At 63.2% G+C, this 15,377-nt stretch carries 16 protein-coding genes and 1 tRNA gene; 8 read left to right on the forward strand and 9 right to left on the reverse strand.

Annotated elements, in window-relative coordinates; genetic code table 11:
- Nucleotides 1-11: 11 nt before the first annotated feature.
- Both uvrC and gacA read right to left on the reverse strand, forming a co-directional pair.
- Nucleotides 12-1,835: an excinuclease ABC subunit UvrC gene (gene uvrC / locus PJW05_RS14270; RefSeq protein WP_271412225.1), complete on the reverse strand. Its 1,824-nt coding sequence runs from the start codon at nt 1,833-1,835 to the stop codon at nt 12-14.
- A 1-nt stretch (nt 1,836) separates the two neighbouring features.
- Nucleotides 1,837-2,481: a response regulator transcription factor GacA gene (gene gacA, locus PJW05_RS14275; RefSeq protein WP_271407672.1), complete on the reverse strand. Its 645-nt coding sequence runs from the start codon at nt 2,479-2,481 to the stop codon at nt 1,837-1,839.
- Nucleotides 2,482-2,954: 473 nt separating this feature from the next.
- Here gacA and PJW05_RS14280 point away from each other — a divergent pair, with 473 nt between their 5' ends.
- Nucleotides 2,955-3,155: a hypothetical protein gene (locus tag PJW05_RS14280; protein ID WP_271407673.1), complete on the forward strand. Its 201-nt coding sequence runs from the start codon at nt 2,955-2,957 to the stop codon at nt 3,153-3,155.
- Nucleotides 3,156-3,211: 56 nt separating this feature from the next.
- Here the strand turns inward: PJW05_RS14280 and PJW05_RS14285 are convergent.
- Nucleotides 3,212-3,301 (reverse strand) — tRNA-Ser (locus PJW05_RS14285).
- 125 nt (nt 3,302-3,426) lie between these two features.
- Between PJW05_RS14285 and PJW05_RS14290 the strand changes: the two genes are divergently transcribed.
- The 7 genes from PJW05_RS14290 to PJW05_RS14320 all read left to right on the forward strand — a co-directional run bounded on the left by PJW05_RS14290 (nt 3,427) and on the right by PJW05_RS14320 (nt 7,675).
- Complete coding sequence (locus tag PJW05_RS14290) at nt 3,427-4,095, forward strand: Bax inhibitor-1/YccA family protein (RefSeq protein WP_271407674.1); 669 nt, start codon at nt 3,427-3,429, stop codon at nt 4,093-4,095.
- A gap of 114 nt (nt 4,096-4,209) precedes the next feature.
- Nucleotides 4,210-4,602 carry a sulfurtransferase complex subunit TusD gene (gene tusD / locus PJW05_RS14295; protein ID WP_271407675.1) on the forward strand — a complete coding sequence of 131 codons (393 nt, stop codon included), beginning with the start codon at nt 4,210-4,212 and terminating at the stop codon, nt 4,600-4,602.
- A gap of 1 nt (nt 4,603) precedes the next feature.
- Complete coding sequence (gene tusC, locus PJW05_RS14300) at nt 4,604-4,960, forward strand: sulfurtransferase complex subunit TusC (RefSeq protein WP_271407676.1); 357 nt, start codon at nt 4,604-4,606, stop codon at nt 4,958-4,960.
- A complete protein-coding gene (gene tusB / locus PJW05_RS14305; protein WP_271407677.1) occupies nt 4,960-5,262 on the forward strand; it encodes a sulfurtransferase complex subunit TusB in 303 nt (100 codons plus the stop codon). Before tusC ends, tusB begins: the two co-directional genes overlap by 1 nt.
- A complete protein-coding gene (locus PJW05_RS14310) occupies nt 5,259-5,594 on the forward strand; it encodes a TusE/DsrC/DsvC family sulfur relay protein (RefSeq protein ID WP_271407678.1) in 336 nt (111 codons plus the stop codon). Before tusB ends, PJW05_RS14310 begins: the two co-directional genes overlap by 4 nt.
- Entirely contained in the window at nt 5,591-6,574 is a 984-nt protein-coding gene (locus PJW05_RS14315; protein ID WP_271407679.1) for a glycosyl transferase family protein, read from the forward strand. The genes PJW05_RS14310 and PJW05_RS14315 overlap by 4 nt, the downstream gene beginning before the upstream one ends.
- Nucleotides 6,575-6,661: 87 nt before the next feature.
- A complete protein-coding gene (locus PJW05_RS14320) occupies nt 6,662-7,675 on the forward strand; it encodes a glutathione S-transferase family protein (RefSeq protein WP_271407680.1) in 1,014 nt (337 codons plus the stop codon).
- On the opposite strand, the gene cysG is transcribed toward PJW05_RS14320, so the two are convergent.
- The 6 genes from cysG to ftsK all read right to left on the reverse strand — a co-directional run bounded on the left by cysG (nt 7,660) and on the right by ftsK (nt 15,246).
- Nucleotides 7,660-9,054, reverse strand: coding sequence for a siroheme synthase CysG (gene cysG / locus PJW05_RS14325; RefSeq protein ID WP_271407681.1), 1,395 nt, complete (start codon nt 9,052-9,054; stop codon nt 7,660-7,662). The genes PJW05_RS14320 and cysG overlap by 16 nt on opposite strands.
- A 118-nt stretch (nt 9,055-9,172) precedes the next feature.
- Complete coding sequence (gene serS, locus PJW05_RS14330) at nt 9,173-10,453, reverse strand: serine--tRNA ligase (protein ID WP_271407682.1); 1,281 nt, start codon at nt 10,451-10,453, stop codon at nt 9,173-9,175.
- 16 nt (nt 10,454-10,469) lie between these two features.
- Nucleotides 10,470-10,844: a fluoride efflux transporter CrcB gene (gene crcB / locus PJW05_RS14335; RefSeq protein WP_271407683.1), complete on the reverse strand. Its 375-nt coding sequence runs from the start codon at nt 10,842-10,844 to the stop codon at nt 10,470-10,472.
- Nucleotides 10,841-12,166, reverse strand: coding sequence for a replication-associated recombination protein A (locus PJW05_RS14340; RefSeq protein WP_271407684.1), 1,326 nt, complete (start codon nt 12,164-12,166; stop codon nt 10,841-10,843). The genes crcB and PJW05_RS14340 overlap by 4 nt, the downstream gene beginning before the upstream one ends.
- Nucleotides 12,167-12,178: 12 nt before the next feature.
- Nucleotides 12,179-12,805, reverse strand: a complete 627-nt coding sequence (lolA, locus tag PJW05_RS14345) for an outer membrane lipoprotein chaperone LolA (RefSeq protein WP_271407685.1) — start codon at nt 12,803-12,805, stop codon at nt 12,179-12,181.
- A 29-nt stretch (nt 12,806-12,834) separates the two neighbouring features.
- On the reverse strand, nt 12,835-15,246 hold the full coding sequence (gene ftsK / locus PJW05_RS14350) for a DNA translocase FtsK (RefSeq protein ID WP_271407686.1): 2,412 nt from the start codon (nt 15,244-15,246) through the stop codon (nt 12,835-12,837).
- Between the last annotated feature and the right edge of the window lie 131 nt (nt 15,247-15,377).

The following is a 15,377-nucleotide window of genomic DNA, read 5'->3' on the forward strand; positions in this document are numbered from 1 at the left end:
AAGCGCGCATTCTACTCGCTGTGCAAGGCGGCATAAATCGACTCAGCAAGCTTTTTGCTGATACCGGGTGCCTTGGCAATTTCCTCGATGCTGGCGCGATTGAGCTCCTGCAGTCCGCCGAAGTGCTTCAATAGCTCGCGACGGCGCTTTGGCCCTACCCCGGCCACATCCTCCAGGCTGGAGGTGCGACGTGCCTTGCCGCGCCGCGCACGGTGCCCGGTAATGGCGAAGCGGTGCGCCTCATCACGGATCTGCTGAATCAGGTGCAGGGCGGGAGAGTCCGCTGGCAAGGTGAATTCGTGGGACGCATCGTTCAGGTAGAGCGTCTCGAAACCGGGTTTGCGCGTCACCCCCTTGGCCACACCGAGCAGGATCAGGTCGGGTACGGCCAGCTCCTTCAGTACTTCCTGGGCCATAGCCAGTTGCCCCTTGCCGCCGTCCACCAACAGGACGTCAGGCAACTTGCCCTCCCCGTCCTTCAGCTTACTGAAGCGACGCGACAACGCCTGATGCATGGCCGCATAGTCATCGCCGGCGGTGACACCCTCGATGTTGTAGCGACGGTAATCCGACTTCAGCGCACCTTCCGGCCCAAATACCACGCAAGACGCCACCGTGGCTTCACCGCTGGAGTGGCTGATGTCGTAGCACTCCAGGCGCTGTGGTGACTCATCCAGACCGAGGGCATCCGCCAGGGCCTCGAAGCGGGCCGCGGTGTGCTGCCGGTTGGCCAGGCGCGCCGCCAAGGCCTGCTCGGCATTGGTGACGGCAAGTTGCTGCCAGCGCGCCCGAGTACCGCGCACCCGGTGAGTGATGGCCAGTTCCCGGCCGCGCAACTCGGCCAGCGCCGCGACCAGGGTCGGGAAGTCGTCGTGGGTGGTGTTGACGATCAGTTCGGCGGGCAGGTCCCGCTCGTGGCTGCCCAAATAGTACTGAGCGATGAACGCCGCCAACACCTCGGCAGCCTCTTCCTCGATGGCAACCTGAGGGAAGAAATTCTTGCTGCCCAGTACACGGCCACCGCGCACGCTGATCAGGTGGACGCAGGCCCCGCCCGGTGTGGCAATGGCTGCCACCACGTCGATGTCGCCGCTCCCCCCCTCCATGCTCTGCTGATCCTGCACCCGCCGCAGAATGGCGATCTGGTCGCGCAACTCGGCTGCGCGCTCGAAGTCCAGCCGCTGCGCCGCTTCCTCCATGCCAACGGAAAGCTCTTGGGTCAGCGCATTACTGCGCCCCTCTAGAAACATCACGGAATGGCGCACATCCTCGGCGTACTCGGTCGGGTCCACCAGCCCCACGCAAGGTGCCTTGCAACGTTTTATCTGGTACTGCAGGCAAGGTCGGGTGCGGTTCTTGTAGTAACTGTCCTCGCACTGGCGAACCAGAAAGGCCTTCTGCAATAGATTGAGGCTTTCGCGGATGGCTCCCGCGCTGGGGTACGGGCCGAAGTAGCGCCCTTTCTGTTTCTTGGCCCCGCGATGGATGCTTAACCGAGGAAAATCGCCATTGCTGAGGTGCACGTAGGGGTAGGACTTATCATCCCGCAGCAGGATGTTGTAAGGCGGACGCCATTCCTTGATCAGCGTCTGCTCCAGCAGCAGCGCCTCGGTTTCGTTGGCGGTGATGGTGGTTTCGACCTGGGCAATCCGGGCCACCAGGGCGGCCGTCTTGGGGGCCAGGCCGGTCTTGCGGAAGTAGCTGGCAAGGCGCTTCTTCAGGTTCTTCGCCTTGCCCACATAAAGCAGCTTGCCGCTCGCATCGAGCATCCGGTAGACACCCGGACGACCACTGCAGGCGGCAAGGAAAGCACTCGCGTCGAAGGTGTCGGACATCTTAACTGACGGCATCTACCATGCCGTGCCTGACGGCCAGCAACGCCAGCTCGACGTCGCTGGAAATGGAAAGCTTGTCGAAGATTCGGTAGCGGTAGGTATTCACCGTCTTCGGCGACAGGCAGAGCTTGTCGGAAATGCTCTGTACCTTCTGGCAGTTGGCAATCATCAGGGCGATCTGGATTTCGCGCTCCGACAGCAGGTCGAAGGGCGAGCCGCTGGCCTGGGGCTGGAAGGACTTGAGCGCCAGTTGCTGGGCAATCTGCGGGCTGATGAAGCGTTGACCGGCAAAGACCTGGCGAATCGCCTGGATCATCTCCTCCAGACCGGCCCCTTTGGTCAGGTAGCCCGCCGCGCCCGCCTGCAACAGCCGGGTCGGGAAGGGATCTTCCTCACAGGCGGTGACCGCTACGACCTTGATGTCGGTATGGCTGCGCAGCAGCTTGCGAGTGGCCTCCAGGCCGCCAATGCCGGGCATCTTGACGTCCATCAGGACAACATCCGGCTTGAGTTCACGCGCTTTCTTCAGGGCTTCTTCGCCACTGTCGGCCTGCCCTACCACCTGCAGGCCGTCAATGTCGGCCAGCATGCGAGTAATCCCCATTCTTACAAGATCGTGGTCATCGACCACCAGCACCCTAATCAAGCGACACCTCTCAGTGCATCGCGCGCTGCATCGGCAGCAGGCTCGTTCAAATGAGGCTCACATTAGCAAATGACCGGGGAATGACCTAGCTCCAGATACATTCACCGTCAAACGAACAGCGCCAAATTATCAGCCACGGAAGGCCTCGCCCCCGCGTCTGGGCGCACGATGCCGGCAGACTTCGAATAAATGTCATTAATTTGGAAGCATTTCCTGAATGAATGACAAAGAAAGTAAAACACTGGATACGCAGCGGTTCCGTGTTAAGCCAGGGACACCCTCGGCGTCGCCATCCGGCGGGACCAGGGCGCAGCGTCCGCGCGGGCCAGTGCGACCTAAGCGTCAGGACGACGAGACACCTTCAGACGGCGCGTCGAGCTTTGGAAATGATCGGTAGCGACTGCCAGGTTGCGGGATCATCCATCGACAGCTATCAGGAATGTTCCACTTCTTTCCCGATATGGAGATCCACCATGAGTGCACGCTTCTCGGTAAAAAGAATTCTGCGGGCAGGCGCCAAAGGCATCAGGAACGGCGGAGTTCTCGGAGGAACGGCTCTGGATGCTTACTGGTATCGCATCATCGACAGAGCCACTGGAGACTATGTAGGGACCAGGCATGAGGACGAAGCCCTGGCCCACGATGAATGCGCGAGGCTCAACAACCGCGCCTGAGCGGGAAGCCCCGCAAACGAAAAAGCCCCGATCAACGGGGCTTTCTGCAAGTCAGATGGCGGAGGCGGTGAGATTCGAACTCACGGAAGGGTCTCCCCTTCGGCGGTTTTCAAGACCGCTGCCTTAAACCACTCGGCCACACCTCCGCTTGCGCGGGGCGCCATAGTACCGAAACGCAACACGCTGTCAAACTCTTGCAATCGGCGCCTTTCGACCCTCTGTTATGATCCAGACTGACTCAGGTCACGGAAACCATTTTGGGAGTGTCGCGATGAACGAACAGAACTATGCCCTCAACCCTGCCCAGGTGGAGCAGCTGGAAGTCAGCCGCGTCCTGCGCAACACCTACGGACTGCTGGCCCTGACCCTTGCGTTCAGTGGCCTGGTCGCCTATGCCGCCCAGCAGATGCGCGTGCCGTATCCCAGCATTTTCGTGGTGCTGATCGGTTTCTACGGGTTGTTCTTCCTCACGGTGAAGCTGCGTGACTCGGCATGGGGGCTGGTATCCACCTTCGCCCTGACCGGTTTCATGGGTTACACCCTGGGCCCGATCCTCAACATGTACCTTGGCATGCCCAACGGCGGCGAGGTCGTGAGTTCGGCCTTCGCCATGACCGCTTTGGTGTTCTTCGGACTGTCCGCCTACGTACTGACCACCCGTAAGGACATGAGCTTCCTCGGCGGCTTCATCACTGCAGGCTTCTTCGTATTGATCGGTGCCATGTTGGCCAGCTTCTTCTTCAACATCAGCGGCCTGCAACTGGCGATCAGTGCCGGCTTCGTGGTGTTCTCGTCGGTCTGCATCCTGTACCAGACCAGCGCCATCATCCACGGCGGCGAGCGCAACTACATCATGGCCACCATCAGCCTGTATGTGTCCATCTACAACCTGTTCATCAGCCTGCTGCAATTGGTTGGCGTATTCAGCAGCGACGATTGATCGCCAACCGCCTCCTCGGACTAGCCCGCTTCGGCGGGCTTTTTTCTGTCCGGGCGGGCAAAAGAATGCGTCTGGCCGTATCATTCCTGCAGTGTTCCTTCCACCCGAGCGACCATGAAATTCGCCATCGCCCTGTTCGCCCCGCCCCATGCGCCCTCCTCTCGCCGCGCTCTGCGCTTCGCCGAGGCGTGCCTGGCAGGCGGCCATGAAATCGTCCGCCTGTTCTTCTATCAGGAGGGCGTGCACAGCGCGTCCGCCAACGTAGTCGCCCCCCAGGATGAGCTAGACCTCTCCGCCGAATGGAGCGACTTCGTACGCAAGCACCAGCTGGACGGCGTGGCCTGCATCGCCGCCGCCCTGCGTCGTGGTGTGCTGAACACGGAAGAAGCAAAGCGCTACGAACGCCCAGCCGCCAACCTGGCCGCAGGCTGGGACCTGTCCGGTCTGGGGCAATTGCACGAAGCGGTGCAGATGGCCGATCGACTGGTCAGCTTCGGAGGCAATTGACATGAAATCCATGCTGATCATCAGCCGTCAGGCACCCTGGAGCGGCCCCGGAGCCCGCGAGGCGCTGGATATCGCATTGGCAGGCGGCGCCTTCGACCTGCCTCTCGGCCTGCTGTTCCTCGACGACGGCGTGTTCCAACTGGCGGCCAGCCAGCAACCGGCAGCTCTCCAGCAGAAGGACCTGACCGCCAACCTGCAGGCCCTGCCACTGTTCGGCGTGGAGTCGCTCTACGCCTCCGCGCGCAGCCTGCAGGAACGCGGCCTGGACAGCACCGCGCTGAGCCTCGTGGCAGAAGTCCTCGACGACCACGCACTGTCCGCCCTTATTGACCGATACGACCAGGTGCTCACGCTCTGATGGCCACCCTGCACATCCTTTCCCACTCCCCCTTCGCCGACAGCCGCCTGGGCAGTTGCCTGCGCTTGCTGGGACCGAATGACGGCCTGCTGCTCAGCGGTGATGCCGTCTACGCACTCCAACCGGCCAGCCTCGCCCGCCAGGCCCTTGAGCTGATGCCCGCCACTATCGCCTTGCACGCGCTCGCGGAGGACTTGCAGGCGCGCGCCCTGTCCGACCTGCCGGAGCGTGTGAACGCAGTGGACTACCCGGCCTTCGTCGAGCTCTGCTGCCACTACGACAAGGTGAACAGCTGGCTATGAGCGAATTGCTGATCGACGGCCACACCATTCCGCTGGATAAGGACGGTTATCTCCAGGAGTTGGGCGACTGGAGCCCCACGGTGGCCCATGCACTGGCCGCACGCGAAGAGCTTGAACTGCTGCCGGAACACTGGGAAATCCTTGACCTGCTGCGGGACTTCTATACGGAGTTCCAGCTCTCCCCGGCCAACCGCCCACTGGTCAAGTACGTGGCGCTCAAACTCGGCCCGGAGAAGGGCAACAGCCTACACCTCAACCGCCTGTTCAAGGGCGCGCCGGCGAAGCTTGCGGCCAAGCTCGCCGGGCTGCCGAAACCGACCAATTGCCTATGAATCTCGTCACCCCACCGGAACACCCCTTCGCCCAGTTCGTGCGCATCCTTGGCAAAGGCAAGCGCGGCGCCCGCAACATGACCCGCGAGGAAGCCCGTGACGCCTTGGGCATGCTTCTCGACGGCAAAGTGGAAGATACCCAGCTCGGCGCCTTTCTCATGCTGCTGCGGCACAAGGAGGAGAATGCCGAGGAGCTGGCGGGCTTCACCGAGGCCTTCCGGCTGCGCAATCCGGCGCCGGCGATCGCCGTCGACCTCGACTGGCCGAGCTACGCCGGCAAGAAGCGCCACCTGCCCTGGTATCTGCTAGCCGCCAAGGCCCTGGCCGACAGTGGCGTGCGCATTCTGCTGCATGGCGGAGGCGCCCATACCGCCGGCCGGCTGTACACCGAGCAACTGCTGGAGTTGCTGGATATTCCGCTCTGCCAGGACTGGGAGCAGGTCGCCGTTGCGCTCGACGAGCACCAGTTGGCCTTCATTCCGCTGGGCGCCTGGGCGCCGCAATTGCAGCGGATGATCGATCTGCGCAACACCCTCGGCCTGCGCTCTCCCATCCACTCCCTGGCGCGCATCCTGAATCCCCTGGGTGCTCGCTGTGGCCTGCAGAGCATTTTCCACCCCGGCTACCAGGCCGAGCACCGCGAAGCCAGCCGCCTGCTCGGCGATCACGCCATTGTCATCAAAGGCGAAGGCGGCGAGATCGAGGTGAACCCTGACGCCGCCTGTCATCTGTACGGCACCCTCGACGGAGAGGCCTGGGACGAGGAATGGCCGGCGCTCTCCGCGCTCCGCCACGTGAAGCCGGATCGCCTGGACGCCGGTCGACTCGTGGACGTCTGGCGCGGTGAATCCGGGGACGATTATGGTCAGTTGGCCGTGATCGCCACCATGGCGCTCGCCCTTCGTGGCCTTGGCCTGGAGCGCGAACAGGCCTTCGGGGAGGCCCGGCGTCGCTGGAGCGAACGAAAAACATCAGATTGATCGATAATTAAAGCCACGAATTTGCGCCTTTTCATCGATAGAACGCCGATAGACTGGTCAACACCCCCCTTTTTCTGGAGACCGAGCATGGGCCTGTTGATCGATGGCAAGTGGCATGACCAGTGGTACGACACAGCCAAGGATGGACGCTTCCAGCGTGAAAGCGCGCGCCGACGGAACTGGATCACCGTCGACGGGAACCCTGGCCCCTCAGGCGCAGGTGGCTTTCCCGCCGCCGCCGGTCGCTACCATCTTTATGTCTCCCTGGCCTGCCCCTGGGCCCATCGCACTCTGATCTTCCGCAAGTTGAAGGGCCTGGAATCGCTGATCGACGTGTCGGTGGTGAGCTGGCTCATGCTCGAGCAGGGCTGGACCTTCGACCGACAGTACGGCTCCAGCGGCGACACGCTGGACGGACTGACCTACCTGCACCAGCGCTACACCCTGGACAGCCCTGACTACAGTGGACGGGTCACGGTGCCCCTGCTGTGGGACAAGCAGACCGGCCGCATCGTCAGCAACGAATCGTCCGAGATCATCCGGATGTTCAACAGCGCCTTCGACCACCTCACCGGCAATCGCCTAGACCTCTATCCGGAAGCCCTGCGCGCCGACATCAACGCGCTCAATGAGCGCATCTACCCCGCGATCAACAACGGTGTGTATCGCGCCGGCTTCGCCACCACCCAGGATGCATACGAAGAAGCCTTCCACGCCCTGTTCGACGAACTGGATCAGTTGAACGCCCTGCTGGAAACGCGGCGCTACCTGACCGGCGAGCGGATCACCGAAGCGGACTGGCGCCTGTTCACCACCTTGATCCGCTTCGACGCCGTGTACCACGGGCACTTCAAGTGCAACTTGCGTCGCCTGGAAGATTACCCGCAGCTGTCAGGCTGGCTGCGCGAGCTGTACCAATGGCCGGGAGTGGCGGAGACGGTGAATTTCACTCACATCAAGCACCACTACTACGCCAGTCATCGCACCATCAACCCGACCGGCGTGGTGCCGCTGGGCCCGGCACAGGACTTCAACCGGCCGCACGGCCGTGGTCACCTGAAAGCGCTGGCGGAGGCACGGCAGGATCAGACGCCCGCCTGATCGCCCTCGAACCAGGCCAGCTTGTCGCGCAGGGTCACCACCTCGCCGACGATCACCAGGGTGGGCGCGTGCACTTCGTGCTCGGCGACCAGTTCCGGCAAGTTGGCGAGGGTGCCGGTGAAAACTCGCTGGTGGCTGGTGGTGCCTTGCTGCACCAGCGCTGCGGGAGTTTCAGCGGCGCGGCCATGCTTGATCAGCTGCTCGCAGATCATCGGCAGGCCGACCAACCCCATGTAGAACACCAGCGTCTGTCCCGGCGCCACCAGATCACCCCAGGGCAGGTCGCAGCTGCCATCTTTCAGGTGGCCGGTCACGAAACGCACCGACTGCGCGTAGTCGCGGTGGGTCAGCGGAATGCCGGCATAGGCGGAGCAGCCCGAAGCGGCGGTAATGCCCGGCACCACCTGGAACGGAATGCCATTGGCCGCCAGTTCTTCGATCTCCTCGCCGCCCCGGCCAAAGATGAACGGATCACCGCCCTTAAGGCGCAACACACGCTTGCCCAGCTGGGCCTGCTCGATCAGCAGACGATTGATCTCATCCTGCGGCAACGCATGGTCGGCGCGACGCTTGCCGACGTAGATGCGTTCGGCATCACGGCGACAGAGCTCGATGATCGGGGGCGCCACCAGACGGTCGTACAGCACCACATCGGCCTGCTGCATCAGGCGCAACGCCCGGAAGGTCAGGAGGTCGGGATCGCCCGGACCGGCCCCCACCAGATAGACCTCGCCCAAGGCTTTGGGCGCACCTCCGGCGACACGCTCGGCCAGCAGGCGCTCGGCCTCGGCGCCCTGCCCCGCGAGCATGCGCTCGGCAATCGGCCCCTGGAACACCTCCTCCCAGAACACCCGGCGTTGCTGTACATCCGGTAGCAACGCTTTCACCTGGTGACGAAACCTTTTCGCGAGACCGGCCAACTGGCCGTAGGCGGCGGGAATCCAGGTCTCGATCTTGGCACGGATCAACCGAGCCAGGACCGGGGCGTCCCCGGCGCTGGAGACCGCAACGATCAGTGGCGAACGATCCACGATGGCGGGAAAGATCACGCTGCAGAGCTTCGGCGCATCCACCACGTTGACCGGAATGCCCCGCGCCTGGGCCTGGGCGGAAACCAGTGCATTCAACGCCTGGTCGTCACTGGCTGCGATCACCAGCAGAGAGGCATCGAGGTCGGCCGCCTGGTAGCCGCGCAGGAAGGATTCGCCACCGCTCTGCGCAACCATCTCCAGCAACTGGGGCTCGATTTCGGGCGCCACTACCCGCAGGCACGCACCGGCATCCGCCAGCAGGCGCGCCTTGCGCAGGGCCACTTCGCCCCCACCGACCACGAGCACCTGGCGCCCTTGTAGATTGTGGAACAGCGGGAGGAAATCCATAGCAGCGCCTTCTAGCAATAACGTGGAGATGGAGCTTGAACGGTCACCGCCCGCGTGCAGCCGAGCTGCGACGCGGGCGGTGGGCCTTCCATTGCCCCTGTCGGGCAGGGAGCGGCAATCAGCCGATGACTTCGAGACCGCCCATGTACGGCTTGAGCACCTCGGGCACGCGGATGCTGCCATCGGCCTGCTGGTAATTCTCCAGCACGGCCACCAGGGTACGGCCCACAGCCAGGCCGGAGCCGTTCAGGGTATGCACCAGCTCGGGCTTGCCGGTTTCCGGGTTGCGATAACGCGCCTGCATGCGACGGGCCTGGAAGTCGCCGCAGTTGGAGCAGGAGGAAATCTCGCGGTATTTGTCCTGACTCGGCACCCAGACTTCCAGGTCGTAGGTCTTTGTGGCGGAGAAGCCCATGTCACCGGTGCACAGGGCCAGCACGCGATACGGCAGCTCCAGCAGCTGCAGCACGCGCTCGGCATTGGCGGTCATGCCTTCCAGGGCCTCGAAGGACTTGGACGGATCGACGATCTGCACCATTTCCACCTTGTCGAACTGGTGCTGACGGATCATGCCACGGGTATCGCGGCCGGACGCGCCCGCTTCGCTACGGAAGCAGGGCGTGTGGGCGACGAATTTGATCGGCAATTGCTTGGCGTCGACGATCTCGCCGGCCACGATGTTGGTCAGGGACACTTCAGCGGTCGGAATCAGGTAGAAATCCGCTTCGTTCTCGCGGGATATCTTGAACAGGTCTTCCTCGAACTTCGGCAGCTGACCGGTGCCTTGCAGGGCCGGAGCCTGGACCAGGTAAGGCGTGTAGGCCTCCTCGTAGCCGTGGTCGGTCACATGCAGGTTGATCATGAACTGGGCCAGGGCACGATGCAGACGGGCGATAGGACCGCGCAGCAGGGCGAAACGGGCACCGGAGAGCTTGGCGGCGGTTTCGAAGTCCAACCAGCCGTGCTGTTCGCCCAGCGCCACATGGTCCTTGATCTCGAAATCGAAACTGCGCGGCGTGCCCCAGCGGCGCACTTCCACGTTGGCCTCTTCATCGGCGCCCACCGGCACAGACTCGTGGGGCAGGTTCGGCATGTTCAGCAGCAGGTTGTCCAGCTCGACCTGGATGCTCTCCAGCTCACGCTTGCCTTCTTCCAGTTCGCTGCCCATGCGGTCGACATCGGCCAGCAGTGGCGCGATATCTTCGCCACGCTGCTTGGCCTGGCCGATGGACTTGGAACGGGCGTTACGCTCGGCCTGCAGCTGTTCAGTGCGGGTCTGCACGGACTTGCGCTGGTTCTCCAGCGCTTCCAGGCGCGCTACATCCAGTTCAAAGCCGCGGGTGGCAAGGCGTTCCGCGATTTCCCGGAGCTGGGTGCGGACCAGTTTGGCGTCGAGCATGTCAGGTTCTCGTCTCTCAGATTTTCGTCAGTATCAGGCCTGCCCACGTCGCGAACAGGCCACCCAACACGCTCAGCGCCCCGTAGCCCAGGGCCAGTGGCAACTGGCCACTTTCCAGCAGGCGCAGCGTGTCGAGGGAAAAGGATGAAAAGGTCGTCAGGCCGCCCAGGAATCCCACCATGAGGCCGGAGCGGATTTCCACCGGCACCTCAGGGCGCAACAGGAACAAACCATATAAATAGCCGATCAGCAGGCAGCCGACGATATTGACCGCAAGGGTACCGGCGTAGAAGTGGCGTGGCCAGTAGCTGGCCACCAGATTACCCGTCGCGAAGCGCAGCAGGGTACCCGCTGCGCCACCGGCGGAAACCGCCAGAATCAGTCCGATCACGGCTTTCTCCGCTGCCAGCGGCTGTTGTGGTCGAGATTTTTCAGGTGCTGAAGCTTGTCACTGATCTTCAGTTCCAGGCCACGGGGCACCGGCTGGTAGTACCGGCGCGGCTCCAACTGTTCGGGGAAGTAGTCCTCCCCCGCCGCGTAGGCGTCCGGTTCGTCGTGGGCGTAGCGGTACTCCTCGCCATAGCCCAACTGCTTCATCAGCTTGGTGGGCGCATTACGCAGGTGCAACGGCACTTCCAGGGAGCCATTCTCGGCGGCGTCCCGCATGGCCGCCTTAAACGCCATGTAGACGGCGTTGCTCTTCGGCGCGCAGGCCAGGTAGGTGATGGCCTGCGCGACGGCCAGTTCGCCCTCGGGGCTGCCCAGGCGCTCCTGAACGTCCCAGGCCGACAGGCACAAGCTCAAGGCGCGCGGGTCGGCGTTGCCGATATCCTCACTGGCCATGCGCACCACGCGGCGGGCGATATAGAGCGGGTCGCAGCCGCCGTCGAGCATTCGCGCATACCAGTAGAGCGCAGCGTCCGGGTCGGAGCCGCGCACCGACTTGTGCAGGGCCGATATCTGGTCATAGAAGGCTTCGCCGCCCTTGTCGAAACGACGGCGGCTGTCGCCCAGCAGGTTCTGCAGCAGTTCGGCACCGATCTCGTCACCATCCTCGGCGAGGTCCGCAGCGTTTTCCAGCAGGTTGAGCAGGCGCCGACCATCGCCATCGGCCGCCGCCATCAGGATCGCGAAGCTCTCTTCCGGCAGGCTCAGTTTGCGCCTGCCAAGGCCTTTGTCCTCGTTCAGCGCACGGGCCACGAGCTTGCGAAGCGCCGCCTCGTCGAGACTTTTCAGCACATAGACGCGGGCTCGGGACAGCAGTGCGTTGTTGAGCTCGAAGGATGGGTTCTCGGTGGTGGCGCCGATGAAGATCAGAGTGCCGTCTTCCACATAGGGCAGAAAGGCGTCCTGCTGGGACTTGTTGAAACGGTGCACCTCGTCCACGAACAGGATGGTCCGGCGCCCGTACTGCGCCGCCTGCTGCTTGGCCACCTCCACCGACTGACGGATTTCCTTCACCCCGGACAGCACCGCCGAGATGGTTTCGAAGTGGGCATCGGTGACCTGCGCCAGCAGCCTGGCAAGTGTGGTCTTGCCCACCCCGGGCGGCCCCCAGAAGATCATCGAATGCAGTGCGCCCTGCTCAAGGGCCTCGCGCAGGGGCTTGCCTGGCGCCAGGAGGTGCTCCTGCCCCACGTACTCATCCAGGCCGGTGGCGCGAAGACGCGCCGCCAGGGGCTGGGCGATGGGTTCGGAGCGGAAGAGATCCATGGGCGTTGCAGCTTATTCCTGGATGACGTCGGCGCCTTCCGGGATCTTGAAAGTGAACTGCGCGGCGTCGATGGCCTGGTTCATCTTGACCCCGAGGAAGAGGATATTGGTGCGCTGGCCGACGCTGTCGATCAACTGCATGTCATTGATCACACCGTTGCGGAACGACAGCCGCAGGGTGTCGAACAGGGTGTCCTTGGCCTTCGGCTTGAGGATGAAGTCGACCACATCGCCGCCTTCCTTGTGGGTGATGTCGAAGTTCTCGCTGATCTCCGAGACATCGCCGGAGAGCAGCAGCGCCGGAGTATGGGTGAGGCGCTGGTCCAGGGTCTGGATGGTGACCTGCTGCAAATCCGGGTCGTAAAGCCAGACCTTCTGGCCGTCGGAGACCAGCAGTTGCTCCATGGGCGCGTCGGTATGCCAGCGGAACAGGCCCGGACGCTTCAACGACAACTCGCCGGAGGTTTCCTGCAGCTGGGTGCCGGAACCATCCAGCGTCAGTTGGGAAAAGCGGCCGCTGATGGTCTGGGCCTTGTTAAGCATTTCGGTCAGGCGGCCGATGGCAACCTTGTCGTCGGCCTGGGCATTGAGCGCCGCCAGGCCCAGAACGGCCAGCATCAGCATGCGGATCAGTCGCATGGAAATCCTCGTCAAAAATCCGTTTCGGGTCAGTCTCGCACCGGTGCCGGCGCGATCACCTCACGCGACCCGTTGCCGTTCATGGGGCTTACCACCCCGGCCATTTCCATCGCCTCGATCATGCGCGCGGCGCGGTTGTAGCCAATCTTCAGTTTGCGCTGTACCGCGGAGATCGAGGCGCGGCGGCTCTCCAACACGAAGCGCACGGCCTCGTCATAGAGCGGATCGTCTTCACTGCCTTCGCCGCCACCTTCACCGCCTTCGCCACCGCCGAAGGAACCGCCACCGCCCTCTTCCACGCCCGCGAGGATGTCCTCGATGTAGTCAGGGGCACCGCGCAGCTTCCAGGCCTCTACCACGCGATGGACTTCGTCGTCAGATACGAAGGCGCCATGCACGCGAATCGGCAGGCCGGTGCCCGGCGGCAGGTAGAGCATGTCGCCATGGCCCAGCAACTGCTCGGCGCCCCCCTGGTCGAGGATGGTGCGCGAGTCGATCTTGCTGGAAACCTGGAACGCCATGCGGGTCGGAATGTTGGCCTTGATCAGGCCGGTGATCACATCCACCGAGGGACGCTGGGTGGCGAGGATCAAGTGGATACCGGCCGCACGGGCCTTCTGGGCGATACGGGCGATCAGTTCTTCGACCTTCTTGCCAACGATCATCATCATGTCGGCGAACTCGTCGACGACAACCACGATGGTGGGCAGGGTCTTCAGCAGCGGCGCCTCGTCCTCCATGCTTTCGCGGCGGTACAGCGGGTCGGTCAGCGGCGTACCGGCTTCCTCGGCGTCCTTCACCTTGCGGTTGAAGCCCGCCAGGTTGCGCACCCCCATGGCCGCCATCAGCTTGTAGCGCCGCTCCATCTCGGCGACGCTCCAACGCAAGGCATTGGCGGCCTCCTTCATGTCGGTGACCACTGGGCAGAGCAGGTGTGGAATGCCCTCGTAAATGGAGAGTTCCAACATCTTCGGGTCGATCATGATCATCCGCGCCTGCTCGGGCGTGGACTTGAAGAGGATCGACAGGATCATCGCGTTCACCCCCACCGACTTACCGGAGCCGGTGGTGCCGGCCACCAACAGGTGGGGCATCTTGGCCAGGTCGGTGATGATAGGTTTGCCGCCAATGTCGTGGCCCAGGGCCAGGGTGACCGGCGACTTGGCCTCGTCGTACTCGGAGGACGAAAGCACCTCGGAGAAGCGCACGATCTGTCGATCCTCGTTGGGAATCTCGATGCCGACCGTGGTCTTGCCGGGGATCACCTCCACCACGCGAACGCTGATCACCGCCAGGGAACGGGCCAGGTCCTTCGCCAGATTGGAGATGCGGCTGACCTTGACACCAGCGGCCGGCTGGATTTCGAAGCGGGTGATGACCGGCCCCGGGTGGACCGACTCCACCAAGACCTCGACGCCGAACTCCTTCAGCTTGATTTCCAGCAGGCGGGACATCGCCTCGAGGGATTCCGGCGAAAAGCTCTTCTGCTTCTTCTCGGCCACATCGAGAATGGAAATGGGCGGCAAAGTGCCCTCGACGGCCGTGTCGACGAAGAGCGGCGCCTGCTTTTCCTTCTGCACACGTTTGCTCGGCTCGGCCGGTTTCGGCGGCGGCGGCGGCGCAATGACCGGAGCGGGACGTTTCTCGCGTTCGGTCATGTGCTTGGCCAGCGACTCTTCGCGCTCGATCAGGCGCTCCTTGACCTTGGCCTGTTCGCGGCGGTCTGCCACCACCGGCGCGGCGACCTCGTTCACCCGTACATCCACTTCACGCAGTTTGGCCACCAGCTGCTTGCGCTCGAGGCGCGCGCTCCACCAGCGGTTGACCGCATTCTGGATGAGTTCGAAGAGGTCCAGGGTGATCTTGCCGGTCAAGTCCATCACCTTGAACCAGGACAGGTCGGTGAACACCGTCAGGCCGAACAGGAATAGCGCAAAGAACAGCAGCGTACTGCCTTGTACATTGAGGGCATTGACGGCCAGGTGGCTGAGGCTCTCGCCCAGGGCGCCACCGGAGGACGCCGGCAGCCCCGCGTGGTCCTGGAAGTGGATATCGGCCAGCGCGGCACCAGAGAGCACCAGGAAAACCAGGCCGATCAGGCGCCAGGAGAACAGCCAACCACTCCAGTCGATGGGGTCGTGACGGTGGCGGAAGACCTGCAAGGTCTTGATCGCCAGCAACAGCGGAAAGACATAGGCGAAGTAGCCGAGAGCCATGAACAGGATATCGGCAAACCAGGCGCCAAGGCGGCCCGCCGCGTTCTGCACCTGCTCCACATCGCTGTTGTGGGTCCAGCCCGGATCGGAAGAGTCGTAGGTGAGCAGCGCCATCCACAAATAGAGACAAACGGCGCCCAGCGCGATCAACGCACCTTCCTTGAGGCGATAATGCAATTGCTGGCGCCAGACAGGGGTCTGGGCTCTGGTCGTGGAATTCTTCAAATCGCGTCTTTTCCTGCGCCCCTGGCGCGCTCAAGAGTCGGTCGAGGGTGAAAAACCGCAAGGCAGTGTGCCATCACGGACTCCCCCACTTCGGAACGTGGCCCATTGTACGGATTTGCCCGCGCGACGCC

The organism is Pseudomonas sp. Q1-7 (assembly GCF_028010285.1).
Classification (GTDB): domain Bacteria; phylum Pseudomonadota; class Gammaproteobacteria; order Pseudomonadales; family Pseudomonadaceae; genus Metapseudomonas.